Source organism: Pseudomonas sp. ANT_J28, assembly GCF_008370005.1.
GTDB classification, from domain to species: domain Bacteria; phylum Pseudomonadota; class Gammaproteobacteria; order Pseudomonadales; family Pseudomonadaceae; genus Aquipseudomonas; species Aquipseudomonas frigoris.
Genome location: NZ_VOBM01000005.1, coordinates 1 through 15359 on the forward strand (window position 1 = coordinate 1; position 15359 = coordinate 15359).

The window sequence follows — 15359 nt, forward strand, 5'->3', positions numbered from 1 at the left end:
AAAGGTGTGTTTTCCCAGGTCGATGGCGGCAATAGCTACTTTGTTCATGGCAACGGTCTCCGGTGAGCCCCCTGTGAAAGCTTAGTGGGCGATCACAGGGGGCGGCGGGGGTAGCCATTTCATTATTTGAATCTCTACAAGTCTGATTCCTTCACCACCCGCACCTTCGCCGCGTCCAGCGCATACGCTGCGTCAGCCAGGTCGTTGTTGACCTTCTCGACCTTCAGCGTGCCGGTCACCCACAGCGGGGTATAGATGTCATTCAGCTTCAAACCTTTCGGATAACGCACCAACACCAATTGATTAGGTGGTGGTGGCGGCACGTGGATGCAGGCGCCCGGATACGGCACAAGGAAGAACAGCGTGCTGCGGCCCTGGGCGTCGGATTCCAGCGGCACCGGATAACCACCGATGCGGATGTTCTTGTCGTTCATCGACGGCACGGTTTTGGTCGAATACATCACCGCCGGCAAGCCCTTGCTCTGCTTCATGCCACCCTTTTGGGTAAAGGTGCCATTGGCTTCGGGAGAGTTGTGGTCGATTTCGGGCATGGCCTCGAGGGCTTTCTGGTCCGACTTGGGCATCAGTTCGAGCCAGTCGGTTTCCGGCAGTTCGCCGGCATGGGCGAGGCCTGAGCCCAATAAAAGGAAAGTCAGTAAAAGACGGCGCATGGAGGTGCTCGGCAAAGGAGAGGACGGTGCAACGCCGAGCATTCTAGCCCTCTCTGCGTGCGGCGCAGAGGGGGCTTTGTCGCTTTGAGTCAGTTCTTTCTGATCAAGCCGTAGATCACCAGCAACACCACCGCGCCGACCAGCGCACCGATGAAGCCAGCGCCTTCGCCCGCGTGGTAGATGCCCAGAGCCTGGCCGCCGTAAGTGGCCGCCAGCGAACCGCCGATACCGAGCAGGATGGTCATGATCCAGCCCATGCTGTCATCGCCCGGTTTCAGGAACCGCGCCAGCAGGCCGACGATCAAGCCGATAAATATGGTTCCGATAATTCCCATGGCATTTCCCTCTGATTGGTTTGGCTATGCGAAAGCCTAGTCAGACTTCTGCATCCTGCCATGAGAGAACGGCGGCCCCTGAATGGTTCCGCCGCTGCCACATGAAACTATTCGGCGATGAGCGCTTCGACCTTGAGGATCTGCTGCTCCAGCGTGGCCTTGTCGGCGCAGCGCAGGTTGGCGTGACCGACCTTGCGACCGACCTTGAACGCCTTGCCATAGTGATGCAGATGGCAATCGGCAATGGCCATGACTTTCTCGGTCTCGGGCACTTTACCGATGAAGTTGAGCATCGCGCTCTCGCCGACCTTGGCCGTCGAACCCAGCGGCAGACCGGCAACGGCCCGCAGGTGGTTTTCGAACTGGCTGCACTCGGCACCTTCAGTGGTCCAGTGACCTGAGTTGTGCACCCGTGGGGCGATTTCGTTGGCCTTGAGGCCACCGTCGACTTCAAAGAACTCGAACGCCATCACGCCAACGTAGTTCAGCTGCTTGAGTACACGGCTGGAATAGTCTTCCGCCAAGGCTTGCAGCGGGTGATCGGTGCTGGCCACGGACAGTTTGAGGATGCCGCTGTCGTGGGTGTTGTGAACCAGCGGATAGAACCTGGTTTCGCCATCGCGAGCGCGCACGGCGATCAACGAGACTTCACCGGTGAACGGCACGAAACCTTCCAGCAGGCAGGCCACGCTGCCCAGTTCGGCGAACGTGCCGGCCACGTCTTCAGGCTTGCGCAGGACCTTCTGGCCCTTGCCGTCGTAACCCAGGGTGCGGGTTTTCAGCACGGCCGGCAGACCGATGGAAGCCACGGCAGCGTCCAGATCGGCTTGCGATTGAATGTCGGCGAACGCCGGGGTGGGAATCCCCAGGTCCTTGAACATGCTCTTCTCGAACCAGCGATCGCGAGCGATGCGCAGGGCTTCGGCGCTCGGGTAGACCGGGACGAATTGCGACAGGAACGCCACGGTTTCGGCCGGGACGCTTTCGAATTCGAAAGTCACCAGATCGACTTCATCGGCCAGCTGACGCAGGTGATCCTGATCGCCGTAATCGGCCCGCAGGTGTTCGCCCAACGCGGCTGCGCAAGCATCCGGCGCGGGGTCCAGGAAAGCGAAGTTCATGCCCAGCGGAGTGCCCGCCAGCGCCAACATGCGACCCAACTGGCCGCCACCGATTACACCGATCTTCATCGTCAACAACCTCAGGCGATGCGTGGGTCTGGATTTTCCAGGACGCTGTCTGTCTGCTCAGCGCGGAATTTTTTCAGCACCGCGTGGAACTGCGGATGCTTGGCGCCGAGGATGCTCGCCGAGAGCAGCGCAGCGTTGATCGCGCCAGCCTTGCCGATGGCCAGGGTGGCGACCGGAATGCCCGCGGGCATCTGCACGATAGACAGCAGCGAATCGACGCCCGAGAGCATCGACGACTGCACCGGCACGCCCAGCACCGGCAGGTGGGTCTTGGCCGCACACATGCCTGGCAAGTGGGCCGCACCGCCGGCACCGGCGATGATCACCTCGATGCCACGCGCCTCAGCCTCTTCGGCGTACTGGAAGAGCAGGTCCGGGGTGCGGTGGGCAGAGACCACTTTCACCTCGTAAGGAATGCCGAGCTTTTCCAGCATATCGGCGGTGTGGCTAAGGGTGGACCAATCGGACTTGGAGCCCATGATCACGCCAACCAGTGCACTCATCGTCGTGCCTCTTCTCTCTGGGCGCCCGCAGACGCGTCAAAAAACAACAAGCCACGCAGGATATCCGGCGTGGCTTGAGTGTACGAATTAAGGCCGGGCGAACCGGCCGAAGGCCGCGCAGTATACCGTAAAGATACCGATAAACAGCCCCTTGGATGACCATCTGTCATTACCTCTCCATTTTTCTCGCTACACCCGGCTTTACTGACTCAACGGTCAACACGCCCCAACCATAAACGCCCCCATCAACGACCTGTCGACAACTTGATGGGAACCTTTCAATAAGCATGGCATTAAAGCCGACTAACATAATTTCATTGAAACAACGCAAACCCCAAACCGAAGAACTAAACAGCATCAACACCAACTGAAACATATCAACTCTGTACATCTAGCCATAAAGCATCAAATAATCCAGACACCTACCATGCAGACACTCAACTTCAAGAACTACAACCTATGAAAACTCAAAGGTCTTTTTAACCCCATGACCCTGTGACAGTTACATGGTCCAAAATCCAACTTTCGGGTACAGCAACTGCGATCGATACACTGACAAAAACAGCAAACGCATCAACAACTTTCCAAGTAACTTCCCCGAAACACCAACAACGCCGGGATTGGTCACTCCCTCTCTCGAACGCACCTACTTAGCCTTAAAACTTACCACTGGAATCTTATATGAACAGTAAGCGCCCTATATTAATAATGGTCTTCCTCCACGAGGACCTGAAGGGTTACGACAAGGACTCTATTTATGACGATTATTTTTCCTGGTTAAAAACCGAGCTTGAGAACATCTCCAGCCGAAACGTCAGTATCATCTTAAGCACTGAGTCAAACACCCCGGAGATGTACCGCTACAGATACAAAAACGAAAATTCTGATGAATCGGTCAATGGCTGGAATCGGATGGTCGACAATTTAATTGCAAAAGTTGCCGACACTTATCCTTACGACCCAAACCTCACCAAATTCCTGCTATTAACCCGTGATCCAATAAACAGTACAACCGGCGGAATGGCCCCTCAACCCGGAAGAGCAGGAATTGCGTCAATCTTGAGTTACAGATTCCCTGCGCACGAAGTAGGCCACATGCTCAACGCAGCGCATGAAGATTCGGAAATAATTTACGACGGTTGGTGGCACGACACGATTATGAAAGTTGATATCGGTTCTTCTTTTCGCGGCAATGCCTACCATTTCAGCGAAAAGAACAGAGCATAAATTCGCGAGTATCTCGATCAATTCGCCTGAAATCTCCCTGTTTTTTTTCAACTCAGGTCAGGGGGTGAAAGCCATCCACCTGTCTTTCACCTCTACCCTGTCAGACCGCAGAATTCGCAGCCCCGCCCTCTAACTTGCGCCACAACAACCGCACGTTCGCCTTGCGCACTAGCGCGCAGCGGTACAGGCGAATCTCCAGCGGCACATGCCATTGCGGGCCGCCGCAAACCACCAGCTCACCGCGAGCCAGTTCGGCGCGCACGCTGAGCCGCGGCACCCAGGCAATGCCCAATCCTTCAAGCGCCATGCTTTTAAGGCTGTCGGCCATAGCGGTTTCGTAAATGGTGCTGAAGCGCAGCGCACGCTGACGCAGCAGCATGTTCACCGAACGCCCGAGAAATGCTCCGGCGCTGTAGGCGAGCAGCGGCACACTGCCTTCGCCTTCCAGATCGAACAGCGGCTTGCCCTCGGCGTCCGCCGCGCATACCGGGAGCATTTCAGTGTCGCCAAGGTGCAGCGACGGGAAGATTTCCGGGTCCATCTGCATCGCGGCATCCGGGTCATAGAACGCCAGCATCAGATCGCAACCGCCTTCACGCAGGGCATGCACGGCATCACCGACGTTGGTTGCCACCAGGCGCGTCGCGATGTTCAGGCCTTCATTACGCAACTGCGCGATCCAGCGCGGGAAGAAACCCAGCGCCAGGGAGTGAGCGGCGGCGACCTGCATCACCTCGCCCTGCCCGCCTTCCAGGTGATGAAGGTGACGCAACACTTCACCGAGCTGCTCGACCACCGTCCGCGCGGTGACCAGAAACAGCTGCCCCGCCGCCGTCAGTTCGATCGGCGTGCGCGAGCGATTGACCAGGGTCAGCCCCAGCGCGGCTTCAAGGCTGCGGATCCGTCGACTGAACGCCGGCTGAGTCACGAAGCGTCGTTCGGCAGCCTGGGAGAAGCTGCGGGTGGCGGCCAGAGCACTAAAGTCCTCAAGCCATTTACTTTCAAGGTTCATCACGCCCTCCCGGACACGCACCAATTTAGGTCACACGCTCGCCGCAGACACGGCGTCACACGGGCATTATGCCGAATGTGCATAGGCTAGTGTTTATCAGCATTGGCCCAAAATTCTCCACAAGCCTAGCATTTGCAGTGTTCCGGCACAGACCGGGTCCTTATCGAGATGATTTCTATCATGTCCTCCGCTGCATCTTTCCGCACAGAAAAAGACCTGCTTGGCGTACTCGAAGTACCCGCTCAAGCGTATTACGGCATCCAGACCCTGCGAGCGGTGAACAACTTCCGTCTCTCCGGCGTTCCGATTTCGCATTACCCGAAGCTGGTTGTCGGCCTGGCCATGGTCAAACAGGCCGCCGCTGACGCCAACCGCGAACTGGGTCACCTGAGCGAAGCCAAGCACGCTGCCATCAGTGAAGCCTGTGCACGCTTGATCCGCGGCGATTTCCACGAAGAGTTCGTGGTGGACATGATTCAAGGCGGCGCTGGCACTTCAACCAACATGAATGCCAACGAAGTCATCGCCAACATCGCGCTGGAGGCCATGGGTCACCAGAAGGGCGAATACCAATACCTGCACCCGAACAACGACGTGAACATGGCGCAGTCGACCAACGACGCCTACCCGACGGCGATCCGCCTGGGTCTGCTGCTGGGTCACGACGCGCTGCTGGCCAGCCTCGACAGCCTGATCCAGGCGTTTGCCGCCAAAGGTGTCGAGTTCAACCACGTATTGAAGATGGGCCGTACCCAACTGCAAGACGCCGTGCCGATGACCCTCGGCCAGGAATTCCGCGCATTCGCCACCACGTTGAGCGAAGACCTGGCGCGCCTGAAAACACTGGCGCCAGAACTGCTGACCGAAGTGAACCTGGGCGGCACCGCGATCGGCACCGGCATCAACGCCGACCCGCGCTACCAGCACCTGGCGGTTCAGCGTCTGGCGCTGATCAGCGGTCAACCGCTGGTTCCGGCCGCCGACTTGATCGAAGCCACCTCCGACATGGGCGCCTTCGTACTGTTCTCCGGCATGCTCAAGCGCACCGCGGTCAAGCTGTCGAAGATCTGCAACGACCTGCGCCTGCTGTCCAGCGGCCCACGCACCGGTATCAACGAAATCAACCTGCCAGCGCGTCAGCCAGGCAGCTCGATCATGCCCGGCAAGGTCAACCCGGTGATTCCGGAAGCGGTTAACCAGGTAGCGTTCCAGATCATCGGTAACGACCTGGCCCTGACCATCGCGGCCGAAGGCGGCCAGTTGCAACTGAACGTGATGGAGCCGCTGATCGCGTTCAAGATCTTCGACTCGATCCGCCTGCTGCAACGCGCCATGGACATGCTGCGCGAGCACTGCATCGTCGGCATCACCGCCAACGAAGAGCGTTGCCGCGAACTGGTCGAGCACTCGATCGGCCTGGTCACTGCGCTGAACCCGTACATCGGCTATGAAAACGCCACCCGCATCGCCCGTATCGCCCTCGAAAGCGGCCGCGGCGTGCTGGAACTGGTGCGCGAAGAAGGCTTGCTCGACGACGAAATGCTCGCCGACATCCTGCGCCCGGAAAACATGATTGCTCCGCGTCTGGTCCCGCTCAAGGCTTGATCAAACGCCGGCTCTTGCTCTCTTAACGAAGAGCATGAGAGCCACGCTCACCAGGTCGAGGGACTAGACACCTCTCACCTTTTGAGGGCTTGGGGATTTATTCCCCAAGCCCTTTTTTTTAACTCGTTTAGCAACACACCGACCCTGTGGGAGTGAGCCTGCTCGCGATAAACGATAACGCGGCCTACCTGAAAAACCGCGGTGCCTGCATCGCGAGCAGACTCGCTCCCACAAGAGCCCGACGCCATCAACGCCGGGTGTTTCAAAGCCTCGTTTCGTCGCTTGCACTACAACCGTGCAGACGGACGGCACGCTCATAGGTATAGTGCCGCCCCTCTTCGCGTGAGCGGTCGTCGGTAACGAGGCCCAAACCCATGCGAAACCCGAACTAATAACAAACCCGCAATATGAAACCGGGACGAACCTTCGCCTCACCTGTTTTGCCACGCGCAATCCGGTGTAACGCGATGTTTCTGCCCGCCCAGCATTTGCATACACAAAAAACAGCGAGGAAAAATCCATGCTCGAAGTTATCAACGACTTCCTCTCAGGGAAAGTACTGATCGTGCTCATTGTCGGGCTCGGTAGCTACTTCACGATCCGCTCGCGTTTCGTTCAACTGCGCCACTTCTTCCATATGTTCGCGGTGTTCCGCGACAGCCTGAAAAGCAGCGCCGGTCAACTCAGCTCGTTCCAGGCCCTGATGCTCAGCCTCGCCGGTCGTGTCGGTGCGGGCAACATCGCCGGTGTCGGTATCGCCGTGACCCTGGGTGGTCCGGGTGCGGTGTTCTGGATGTGGGTGACCGCGTTGGTCGGCATGTCCAGCAGCTTCTTCGAATGCTCCCTCGGCCAGCTCTACAAGCGCTGCGACTCCGACGGCACGTACCGTGGCGGCCCGTCCTATTACATCCAGCACGGCCTGCAGAAACGCTGGCTGGGCATGATCATGGCGTTCCTGTTACTGGTGACCTTCGGGTTTGCCTTCAACGGCCTGCAATCCCATGCCGTGACCCACTCGCTGAAAAACGCTTTCGACCTCGACCCCACTTACACGGGCCTGGCCCTGGCGGTGTTGCTGGGTCTGGTGTTCATCGGTGGTATCAAGCGCATCGCCAAGGTCGCTGACCTGTTGGTGCCGGTGAAAACCCTGGTGTACATCGGCGTGACCATCTACGTGATCGTGCTGCAGTTCGATCACGTACCGACGATGCTGATGACCATCGTCAAAAGCGCCTTCGGTCTGGATCAAGCCTTCGGTGGCCTGATCGGCACCGCCATCGTCATGGGCGTGAAGCGTGGCGTGTTCGCCAACGAAGCGGGCCTGGGCAGTGCGCCAAACGTGGCTGCGGTCGCGTCGGTCGAGCACCCGGTGGCACAAGGTGTGGTTCAGGCGTTCAGCGTGTTCCTCGACACCTTCGTGATCTGCACCTGCACCGCGTTGCTGATTCTGCTCTCGGGCTTCTACACCCCGGGCTTCGAAGGCGACGGCATTGCCCTGACCCAGAACTCGCTCGCTGCCGTAGTCGGTGACTGGGGCCGGAGCTTCATCTCCGTGGCCCTGTCGTTGTTCGTGTTCACCTCGATCCTCTACAACTACTACCTGGGCGAGAGCAACCTGCGCTTCCTGATCGGTGAAAACCGCAAGGCGCTGATCGGCTATCGCGCGCTGGTACTGGTGTTGATCTTCTGGGGTGCAATCGAAAACCTCGGCACGGTGTTCGCCTTCGCTGACATCACCATGACCCTGCTGGCGTTTGTGAACCTGATCGCGCTGTTCCTGCTGTTCAAAGTCGGCATGCGCATCCTGCGTGACTACGATGACCAGCGCGCGGCCGGCATCAAGACGCCCGTGTTCGATTCGAGCAAATTCCCGGATCTGGACCTGGATTTGAAAGCCTGGCCAGCCAATCCGCCAGCGGCCACCAAGCCTGAAGCTGAGCTGCAAGGCGTACCCGCAGCGCAACGCTGATCGGTAAAAAACCGGGCGCATCCCCTGCGCCCGGCGTGACACAGCGTTCGGCCGGCGTCATGCTCGGCCGCATGCTGTCATCGTTCTCGGAGAACCCCCATGAATTCCTCGACCTACCCTGCCGCCCAGCACGTCATGGTGCTCTACACCGGCGGCACCATCGGTATGCAAGCCAGCGCTCATGGCCTGGCCCCGGCGTCCGGTTTCGAAGCCCGGATGCGCGAGTATCTGCACAGCCAGCCTGACCTTGTCGTCCCGCAGTGGCGCTTTCGCGAGATGTCGCCGCTGATCGACAGCGCCAACATGAGCCCGGCTTACTGGCAGCAACTGCGTGAAGCGGTGGTCGACGCAGTCGATGTCCAGGGCTGCGACAGCGTGCTGATCCTGCACGGCACCGACACCCTCGCCTACAGCGCGGCGGCCATGAGCTTTCAGTTGCTCGGTATGCAGGCTCGCGTGGTGTTCACTGGTTCGATGCTGCCGGCTGGTGTGACTGACAGCGACGCCTGGGAAAACCTCAGCGGTGCGCTGGTTGCGCTGGGCCAAGGCCTGGCACCGGGCGTTCATCTGTACTTCCACGGCGAATTGCTGGACCCGACTCGTTGCGCGAAGGTGCGCAGTTTCGGTCGTCATCCGTTCAAGCGACTGGAGCGTCAGGGCGGCGGCGTGAAAGCGCCAGCGCTGCCAGTGGAGTTGCATTACCGCAAGATCAAGCAGTTGGCGAAAGTCGCGGTGCTGCCGTTGTTCCCCGGCATTGGCGCCGAGCAGCTCGATGGCGTGCTGAACAGCGGTATTCAAGGTTTGGTGCTGGAGTGCTACGGCAGCGGCACCGGGCCAAGCGATAACCCCGAGTTTCTCGCCAGCCTGGAACGGGCGCGGGACAAGGGTGTTGTGGTTGTAGCCGTCACCCAATGCCATGAAGGTGGCGTCGAGCTGGATGTTTACGAGGCTGGCAGTCGTCTGCGTGGTGCAGGCGTGCTTTCGGGTGGCGGCATGACCCGTGAAGCGGCGTTTGGCAAGTTGCATGGCTTGCTGGGTGCCGGGCTCGACACCGCTGAAGTGCGGCGTCTTGTAGAACTCGACCTCTGCGGCGAACTGAGCTGACACACCCCAAAACCTTGTGGGAGCGGGCTTGCTCGCGAAGGCGGCGGCACATCCAACATCTATGTGACTGCTACACCGCATTCGCGAGCAAGCCCGCTCCCACAGGTTCATCACTCGGCATACAACTTGCTGTCCTCCAGCCATCCCAAGGCTGGAACCCCCCATGCTCCACTCCCACCTCACCACCCTCAACGCTGTCTCCCTGGTGCTCAACACCTTCAAGGCCGAGGGCTTGTCCAGCGAAGCGCTGCTGGCCGGCAGCGGCATCAGCGCGGCGGATTTGAGCCGGGCGGACACGCGCATCACCACCAATCAGGAGATGCAGGTCTGCGCCAATGCTGTCGCGCTCAAGCGTGACATCGGCCTGGAACTGGGCCGCCGGATGCACGTTTCGTCCTACGGCATGCTCGGGTACGCCTTACTCACCAGCGCCACTTTAGGTGACGCCTTGCGGCTGGCGCTGCACTATCCGGCGCTATTGGGAACACTGTTCGAGTTGAGCCTGGAAGAGGATAACGAGCACATCTGGCTCACCGCTGGCGACTATCGGGAAAACCCAGCGCTGGCACCATTCAATGTCGAGTTTTGCCTGGTTTCGATGAAGGTCACTTGCGAAGACCTGCTCGGCCAACCGTTGCCGCTGCTTGGCGCCCGCTTCGAGTACCCGGCACCGGACTATCAGGCACGCTACACCGAACGTTTCGATTGCCCCTTGCAGTTCGACGCTGCGTCCAACGCCTTTGCCTTCGACAAAGCCTGGCTGGAGCACCCCCTGCCTCTGGCCGACGCCATCACCCATCAGGCCATGGCCGAACGCTGCCGCAAACAAAACACTGAGTTCACCGGACGCCAGGCTTGGCTGGGCCGCATCCGCCAACTCCTCGCCGCACAATTGAGCGCAGCGCCGGGCCTGGATGGGTTGGCTGAACAGCTGAACTGCTCGGCGCGCACCTTGCGCCGACATCTCAAGGACCTGGGGTGCAGCTATCAAGAGTTGCTCGATGAACTGCGGTTCGAGCAGGCCAAACGCATGCTCTGCGAGGACGAACTGCCGATCTATCGGATTGCAGAAGCGCTGGGGTTCAGCGAGACCGCGAGTTTCCGCCATGCCTTTGTACGCTGGAGCGGCGTAGCGCCGAGTCAGTTCAGGCCCTGAGCTGGGGCATCGTCGCGCCAATAAGGGGAGAATTTCGGTCAAATCTTTTGGCCACATTAATCCCCTTTTGGCCTTTCCTGCCGTTCTCTCAAACGCCGCGCACCGCAAGACTGTGTTCAACCGAATCAGCCTGCGGAGAACAAGAAATGCTGACGATCTACTCGGACGATCACCACCTGCACCACGGCCGTTGCGAATTGATGGACGGGCAACTGATGCCCTGCTTCGAAATGCCTTCGCGAGCCGACCATGTTCTGCAGCGTGTGCAGTACCGCGACCTCGGCCCTGTGGAGGCGCCCCAGGATTTCGGCCTCGACCCGATCGCGCGCGTCCACAGCCGCGACTACCTCGACTTCTTCAAAGGTGCCTGGGCGCGCTGGACCGAATTCGGCACCGACGGCGACTTGCTGCCCTACACCTGGCCAGCCCGCACCCTGCGCCGGATCATGCCCACCAGCCTGCACGGCCAACTCGGCTATTACAGCTTCGACGGCGGCGCACCGATTACCGCCGGTACCTGGCAAGCGGCATACAGTGCGGCGCAAGTCGCGGTGACCGCGCAAGCCGTCATTCAGCGCGGCGCCCGCAGTGCCTTCGCCTTATGCCGTCCACCGGGACACCACGCCGCCAGCGATTTGATGGGCGGTTATTGCTACCTCAACAACGCCGCCATCGCCGCGCAGGCCTTTCTCGATCAGGGCCATAAAAAGGTCGCGATCCTCGACGTCGACTACCACCACGGCAACGGCACTCAATCGATTTTCTATGAGCGCAGCGACGTGCTGTTCACCTCGATCCATGGTCATCCGGAAGCCGAGTTCCCGTTCTTCCTTGGCTATGAAGATGAGCTGGGTGAAGGGGCCGGCGAAGGTTTCAACTTCAACTACCCTTTGCCGGCCGGGAGCGGTTGGGACAGTTGGAGCGCCGCGCTGGAACAAGCCTGCAAAGAGATCGAAAAGTACGGCGCCGATATCGTCGTCGTATCCCTGGGCGTCGATACGTTCAAGGACGATCCGATCTCCCAATTCAAGCTCGACAGCCCGGATTACCTGGCCATGGGCGCGCGCATCGCCGGCCTCGGCAAGCCGACGCTGTTCGTGATGGAAGGCGGCTACGCGGTAGAAGAAATCGGCATCAATGCCGTGAACGTTCTCGAAGGTTTTGAAAGCGCCCAATGAGGAATTAGAACAATGATTAGTCTCAAGCGTTTTATCGCGCCAGCACTCTTCCCCACAGTGCTGTGTGCCACGGTACTCAGTGGTGCCGCTCACGCTGAAGAGCGAACGTTGCACGTCTACAACTGGTTCGACTACATCACCCCCAAAGCCCTGGAAGACTTCAAGGCCCAGAACACCCAGACCAAACTGGTCTACGACATCTTCGACACCAACGAAGCACTGGAGGCCAAGCTGCTGACCGGCAACTCCGGTTATGACGTGGTCGTGCCGTCCAACGTATTCCTTGCCAAACAGATCGAGGCCGGCGTTTTCCAGCCGCTGGACCGCAGCAAACTGCCGAACTGGAACCACCTCGATCCCAAGCTGATGAAGCTGATCGAAGCCAACGATCCGGGCAACAAATTTGCCGTGCCGTACATGTACGGGACCATCCTGATCGGCTTCAACCCGGACAAAATCAAGGCTGCACTGGGTGACAACGCCCCGGTGGACAGCTGGGACCTGATCTTCAAGGAAGAGAACATCAGCAAGCTCAAGCAGTGCGGTGTCGCGCTACTCGACTCGCCATCGGAGATCCTGCCGCTGGCCCTGCAACACCTGGGCCTGGACCCCAACAGCAAGAAACCGGCGGACTACGAAAAGGCTGAAGCGCTGCTGATGAAGATCCGTCCGTATGTCACCTACTTCCATTCTTCGAAGTACATGGCCGACATCGCCAACGGTGACATCTGCGTCGCCGTCGGTTACTCCGGCAGCTTCTCCCAGGCAGCGAACCGCGCCAAGGAAGCCAAGAACGGCGTGATCGTCGACATGCGCCTGCCCAAAGAAGGCGCGCCGATCTGGTTCGACATGCTCTCGATCCCCAAAGGCGCGAAGAACCCGGAAGATGCCTACACCTTCATCAACTACTTGTTGCAGCCGCAGGTGATTGCACCGGTCAGCGACTTCGTCGGCTACCCGAACCCGAACAAGGACGCCACAGAAATGGTCGACCCGGCGATCCGCAACAACCCGAATCTGTACCCGACCGAAACGGCGATGAGCACGCTGTACACCTTGCAACCGCTGCCCCGTGATGCCGAACGGGCGCGGACCCGGGCCTGGACCAAGATCAAGTCCGGGACCTGACGGAAGTCCTCGACCTCAGGGACGCCAAACCTTTTGCAATCGCCCGAGCGCTGCGCTGATTGCCGCCTCGGGCACCGCCGCAAAGCCCAGCACCAACCCGGCGCGTTGATCTACAGTGTTTCTCGAATCCGGTAGCCAGTAACTGCTCAGGCCATTGATCTCGACATCAACGCTGGCGGCGGCTTCAATCAGTTCGCGCTCGCGGGCCTGAGTGTCGACCGCCACCGTCAGGTGCAGCCCAGCCGCCACGCTCGGCAGGCTGCCAACCCCGGGAATATCCGAAGGCCAGTTAGCCAGAAGCGTATTGCGGCGACTCAATGCGGCGCGGCGCATGCGGCGGATGTGCCGCTGGAAATGCCCGGCCGCCATGAACTCGGCCATGACGGCCTGGGTGCTCACCTCGGAGTGGCGCACATCGACCGCGCGACGCTGGGCGAAAGCATCTACCAGTGCCGGTGGCAGCACCAGATAGCCCAGGCGCAATGCCGGGAAAGCCACTTTGCCGAAGGTGCCGACGTAGAGCACCCGCCCGTGACGATCAAGTGCAGCCAGCGGGGCCAGTGGCGCGCCGCTGTAACGATACTCGCCATCGTAATCATCCTCGACGATCCACCCATCGGTTCGCTCGGCCCAGGCCAACAACTCCAGCCGCCGCGCCAGACTCATCACCACCCCGGTCGGATATTGATGCGACGGCGTGACATAGGCCAATCGACAATCGATGAGCCCGTTCAATTCAGTGCAGTCGATACCGTCGCTGTCCACCGCCACCCCGTGCAATCGCGCACCGGCCACGGCGAACGCATGACCCGCCGCCCGATACCCCGGATTCTCGATCGCCACGCCATCGCCCGGCTCTACCAGCAGCTGTGCACAAAGGCTAATCCCCTGCTGTGCGCCACTGGTGATCACTATTTGCTCAGCCGTGCACTGCATCCCCCGGGAGCTGCGTAAATACGCGGCAATCAGGCCGCGCAAGCGCGCGTCGCCTGCTGGATCGCCGTAACACAGTTGCTGGAGATCCGGTTTACGCCAGAAAGCCGCATTCAGCTTGGCCCAAACCTCGAAAGGGAACAGATCAAAAGCCGGAACTCCTACGCGAAAGGCACGAGGCGGACCACTCGGCGGCAAGGCCAAATGGTTCTTTTCCACGCGTCCGAGCGCACCGCTGTGGATAACTTTGCTGGATGAAACCACAGGTAAATCCAGCCAATTTGTGGATAAGGCTGTGGGTAACCCTGTTGACAACCCTGTGGATACTTTTGTGGATAGTTTTTTCCCCGGCAGCACGGATTGAGGCAATTGCGCGACATACGTCCCGTCACCCACACGCCCTTCAATAAAGCCCTCGGCGTAGAGCTGATCGTAGGCCCGGACCACGCTGTTTCGGGAAATGGACAACGCCGCCGCCAGATCGCGACTGGCCGGTAATCGCGTTCCACTGGCCAGCCGACCGTCGAGCACTCGCACCCGCAAGGCTTGATAGAGCTGACGGCTCAAACCCTGACGGCGATCGAGTTCGATACCCGCCGGGTTGAATGACAAGGACAGTGGCTCGCTGGTCATGGCAATGGACCTATGAAATTGGTCGTTAATGGCTCTTACAACAGACCAATAGCCTGCCTAGGATGCAGGCATTCGCCAAGGAAAATCTCCATGTACACGCCACGCAGCTTTGCCATAGATGATTTGCATGAACTGCACCAGCAGATACTCGGCACCCGCCTCGCTGTATTGGTCACACACGGGGAACAAGGTCTGCAAGCCAGCCATTTGCCGCTGCTGTTGAGTTCAGACCAGGGCCCGAATGGCACCCTTTATGGACACTTTGCCAAGGCCAATCCGCAATGGAAGGAACTGCAGAACGGCGCCGAAGCCCTGGTGATTTTTGCCGGTGCCGACGCTTACGTCAGCCCGGGGTTTTACCCGAGCAAAGCCGAGCACGGCAAAGTCGTGCCGACCTGGAACTACGTCGCCGTGCATGCGTACGGCACGGCTGAAGTGTTCACCGACGCCGATCGCCTGCGCACTCTGGTCAGCGCGCTGACTGATCGTCATGAAGCGGGTCGTGCCAGTCCATGGAAAGTCGCCGATGCCCCCGCCGACTACATTGATGGGATGCTCAAGGCCATCGTCGGTTTTGCCTTGCCGATCCAGCGCCTGGAAGGCAAACGCAAGCTCAGCCAGAACCGCAACGCTGCAGACATCACCGGTGTGCGCGAGGGGCTTGCCGCCAGCCCTGATGTGCACGACCAGGCCCTCGCCCACTTGATGCGTTAAG

Annotated in this window: 14 protein-coding genes; 8 read left to right on the forward strand and 6 right to left on the reverse strand. The window is 59.7% G+C overall.

Translation table 11 applies throughout. The features are described 5' to 3' along the window. Positions 1–134 precede the first annotated feature (134 nt). The 4 genes from FQ187_RS04185 to purE form a co-directional block, all read right to left on the reverse strand. On the reverse strand, positions 135–671 hold the full coding sequence (locus tag FQ187_RS04185) for a DUF3299 domain-containing protein (protein WP_149628518.1): 537 nt from the start codon (positions 669–671) through the stop codon (positions 135–137). Positions 672–760: 89 nt separating this feature from the next. Beyond that, positions 761–1006: a GlsB/YeaQ/YmgE family stress response membrane protein gene (locus FQ187_RS04190; RefSeq protein ID WP_010465333.1), complete on the reverse strand. Its 246-nt coding sequence runs from the start codon at positions 1004–1006 to the stop codon at positions 761–763. Positions 1007–1113: 107 nt separating this feature from the next. After that, on the reverse strand, positions 1114–2196 hold the full coding sequence (locus FQ187_RS04195) for a 5-(carboxyamino)imidazole ribonucleotide synthase (protein ID WP_149628519.1): 1083 nt from the start codon (positions 2194–2196) through the stop codon (positions 1114–1116). Positions 2197–2207: 11 nt separating this feature from the next. Continuing rightward, complete coding sequence (gene purE, locus FQ187_RS04200; RefSeq protein WP_008150032.1) at positions 2208–2699, reverse strand: 5-(carboxyamino)imidazole ribonucleotide mutase; 492 nt, start codon at positions 2697–2699, stop codon at positions 2208–2210. A 681-nt stretch (positions 2700–3380) separates the two neighbouring features. On the opposite strand from purE, the gene FQ187_RS04205 reads away from it, so the two are divergent. Continuing rightward, positions 3381–3926 carry a hypothetical protein gene (locus FQ187_RS04205; protein ID WP_149628520.1) on the forward strand — a complete coding sequence of 182 codons (546 nt, stop codon included), beginning with the start codon at positions 3381–3383 and terminating at the stop codon, positions 3924–3926. A 100-nt stretch (positions 3927–4026) separates the two neighbouring features. Here the strand turns inward: FQ187_RS04205 and FQ187_RS04210 are convergent, their stop codons facing one another. Then, entirely contained in the window at positions 4027–4938 is a 912-nt protein-coding gene (locus FQ187_RS04210; protein WP_149628521.1) for a LysR substrate-binding domain-containing protein, read from the reverse strand. 180 nt (positions 4939–5118) lie between these two features. Here FQ187_RS04210 and aspA point away from each other — a divergent pair, with 180 nt between their 5' ends. The 6 genes from aspA (at position 5119) to FQ187_RS04240 (ending at position 13078) form a co-directional block, all read left to right on the forward strand. Further along, complete coding sequence (gene aspA, locus FQ187_RS04215) at positions 5119–6543, forward strand: aspartate ammonia-lyase (protein ID WP_149628522.1); 1425 nt, start codon at positions 5119–5121, stop codon at positions 6541–6543. Between the two features lie 520 nt (positions 6544–7063). Next, the gene (locus FQ187_RS04220; protein ID WP_149628523.1) at positions 7064–8512 is read left to right on the forward strand and encodes a sodium:alanine symporter family protein; all 1449 of its coding nucleotides are present in this window, start codon (positions 7064–7066) and stop codon (positions 8510–8512) included. A gap of 99 nt (positions 8513–8611) precedes the next feature. Continuing rightward, a complete protein-coding gene (locus FQ187_RS04225; protein WP_149628524.1) occupies positions 8612–9616 on the forward strand; it encodes an asparaginase in 1005 nt (334 codons plus the stop codon). Positions 9617–9779: 163 nt separating this feature from the next. Beyond that, positions 9780–10772 carry an AraC family transcriptional regulator gene (locus FQ187_RS04230; protein ID WP_149628525.1) on the forward strand — a complete coding sequence of 331 codons (993 nt, stop codon included), beginning with the start codon at positions 9780–9782 and terminating at the stop codon, positions 10770–10772. A 146-nt stretch (positions 10773–10918) separates the two neighbouring features. Continuing rightward, entirely contained in the window at positions 10919–11950 is a 1032-nt protein-coding gene (locus tag FQ187_RS04235; RefSeq protein WP_149628526.1) for a histone deacetylase family protein, read from the forward strand. A gap of 12 nt (positions 11951–11962) precedes the next feature. Continuing rightward, complete coding sequence (locus FQ187_RS04240; protein WP_149628527.1) at positions 11963–13078, forward strand: polyamine ABC transporter substrate-binding protein; 1116 nt, start codon at positions 11963–11965, stop codon at positions 13076–13078. 15 nt (positions 13079–13093) lie between these two features. On the opposite strand, the gene FQ187_RS04245 is transcribed toward FQ187_RS04240, so the two are convergent. Then, a complete protein-coding gene (locus tag FQ187_RS04245) occupies positions 13094–14644 on the reverse strand; it encodes a PLP-dependent aminotransferase family protein (protein WP_149628528.1) in 1551 nt (516 codons plus the stop codon). 90 nt (positions 14645–14734) lie between these two features. On the opposite strand from FQ187_RS04245, the gene FQ187_RS04250 reads away from it, so the two are divergent. Then, the gene (locus FQ187_RS04250) at positions 14735–15358 is read left to right on the forward strand and encodes an FMN-binding negative transcriptional regulator (RefSeq protein WP_149628529.1); all 624 of its coding nucleotides are present in this window, start codon (positions 14735–14737) and stop codon (positions 15356–15358) included. Position 15359: the final 1 nt, after the last annotated feature.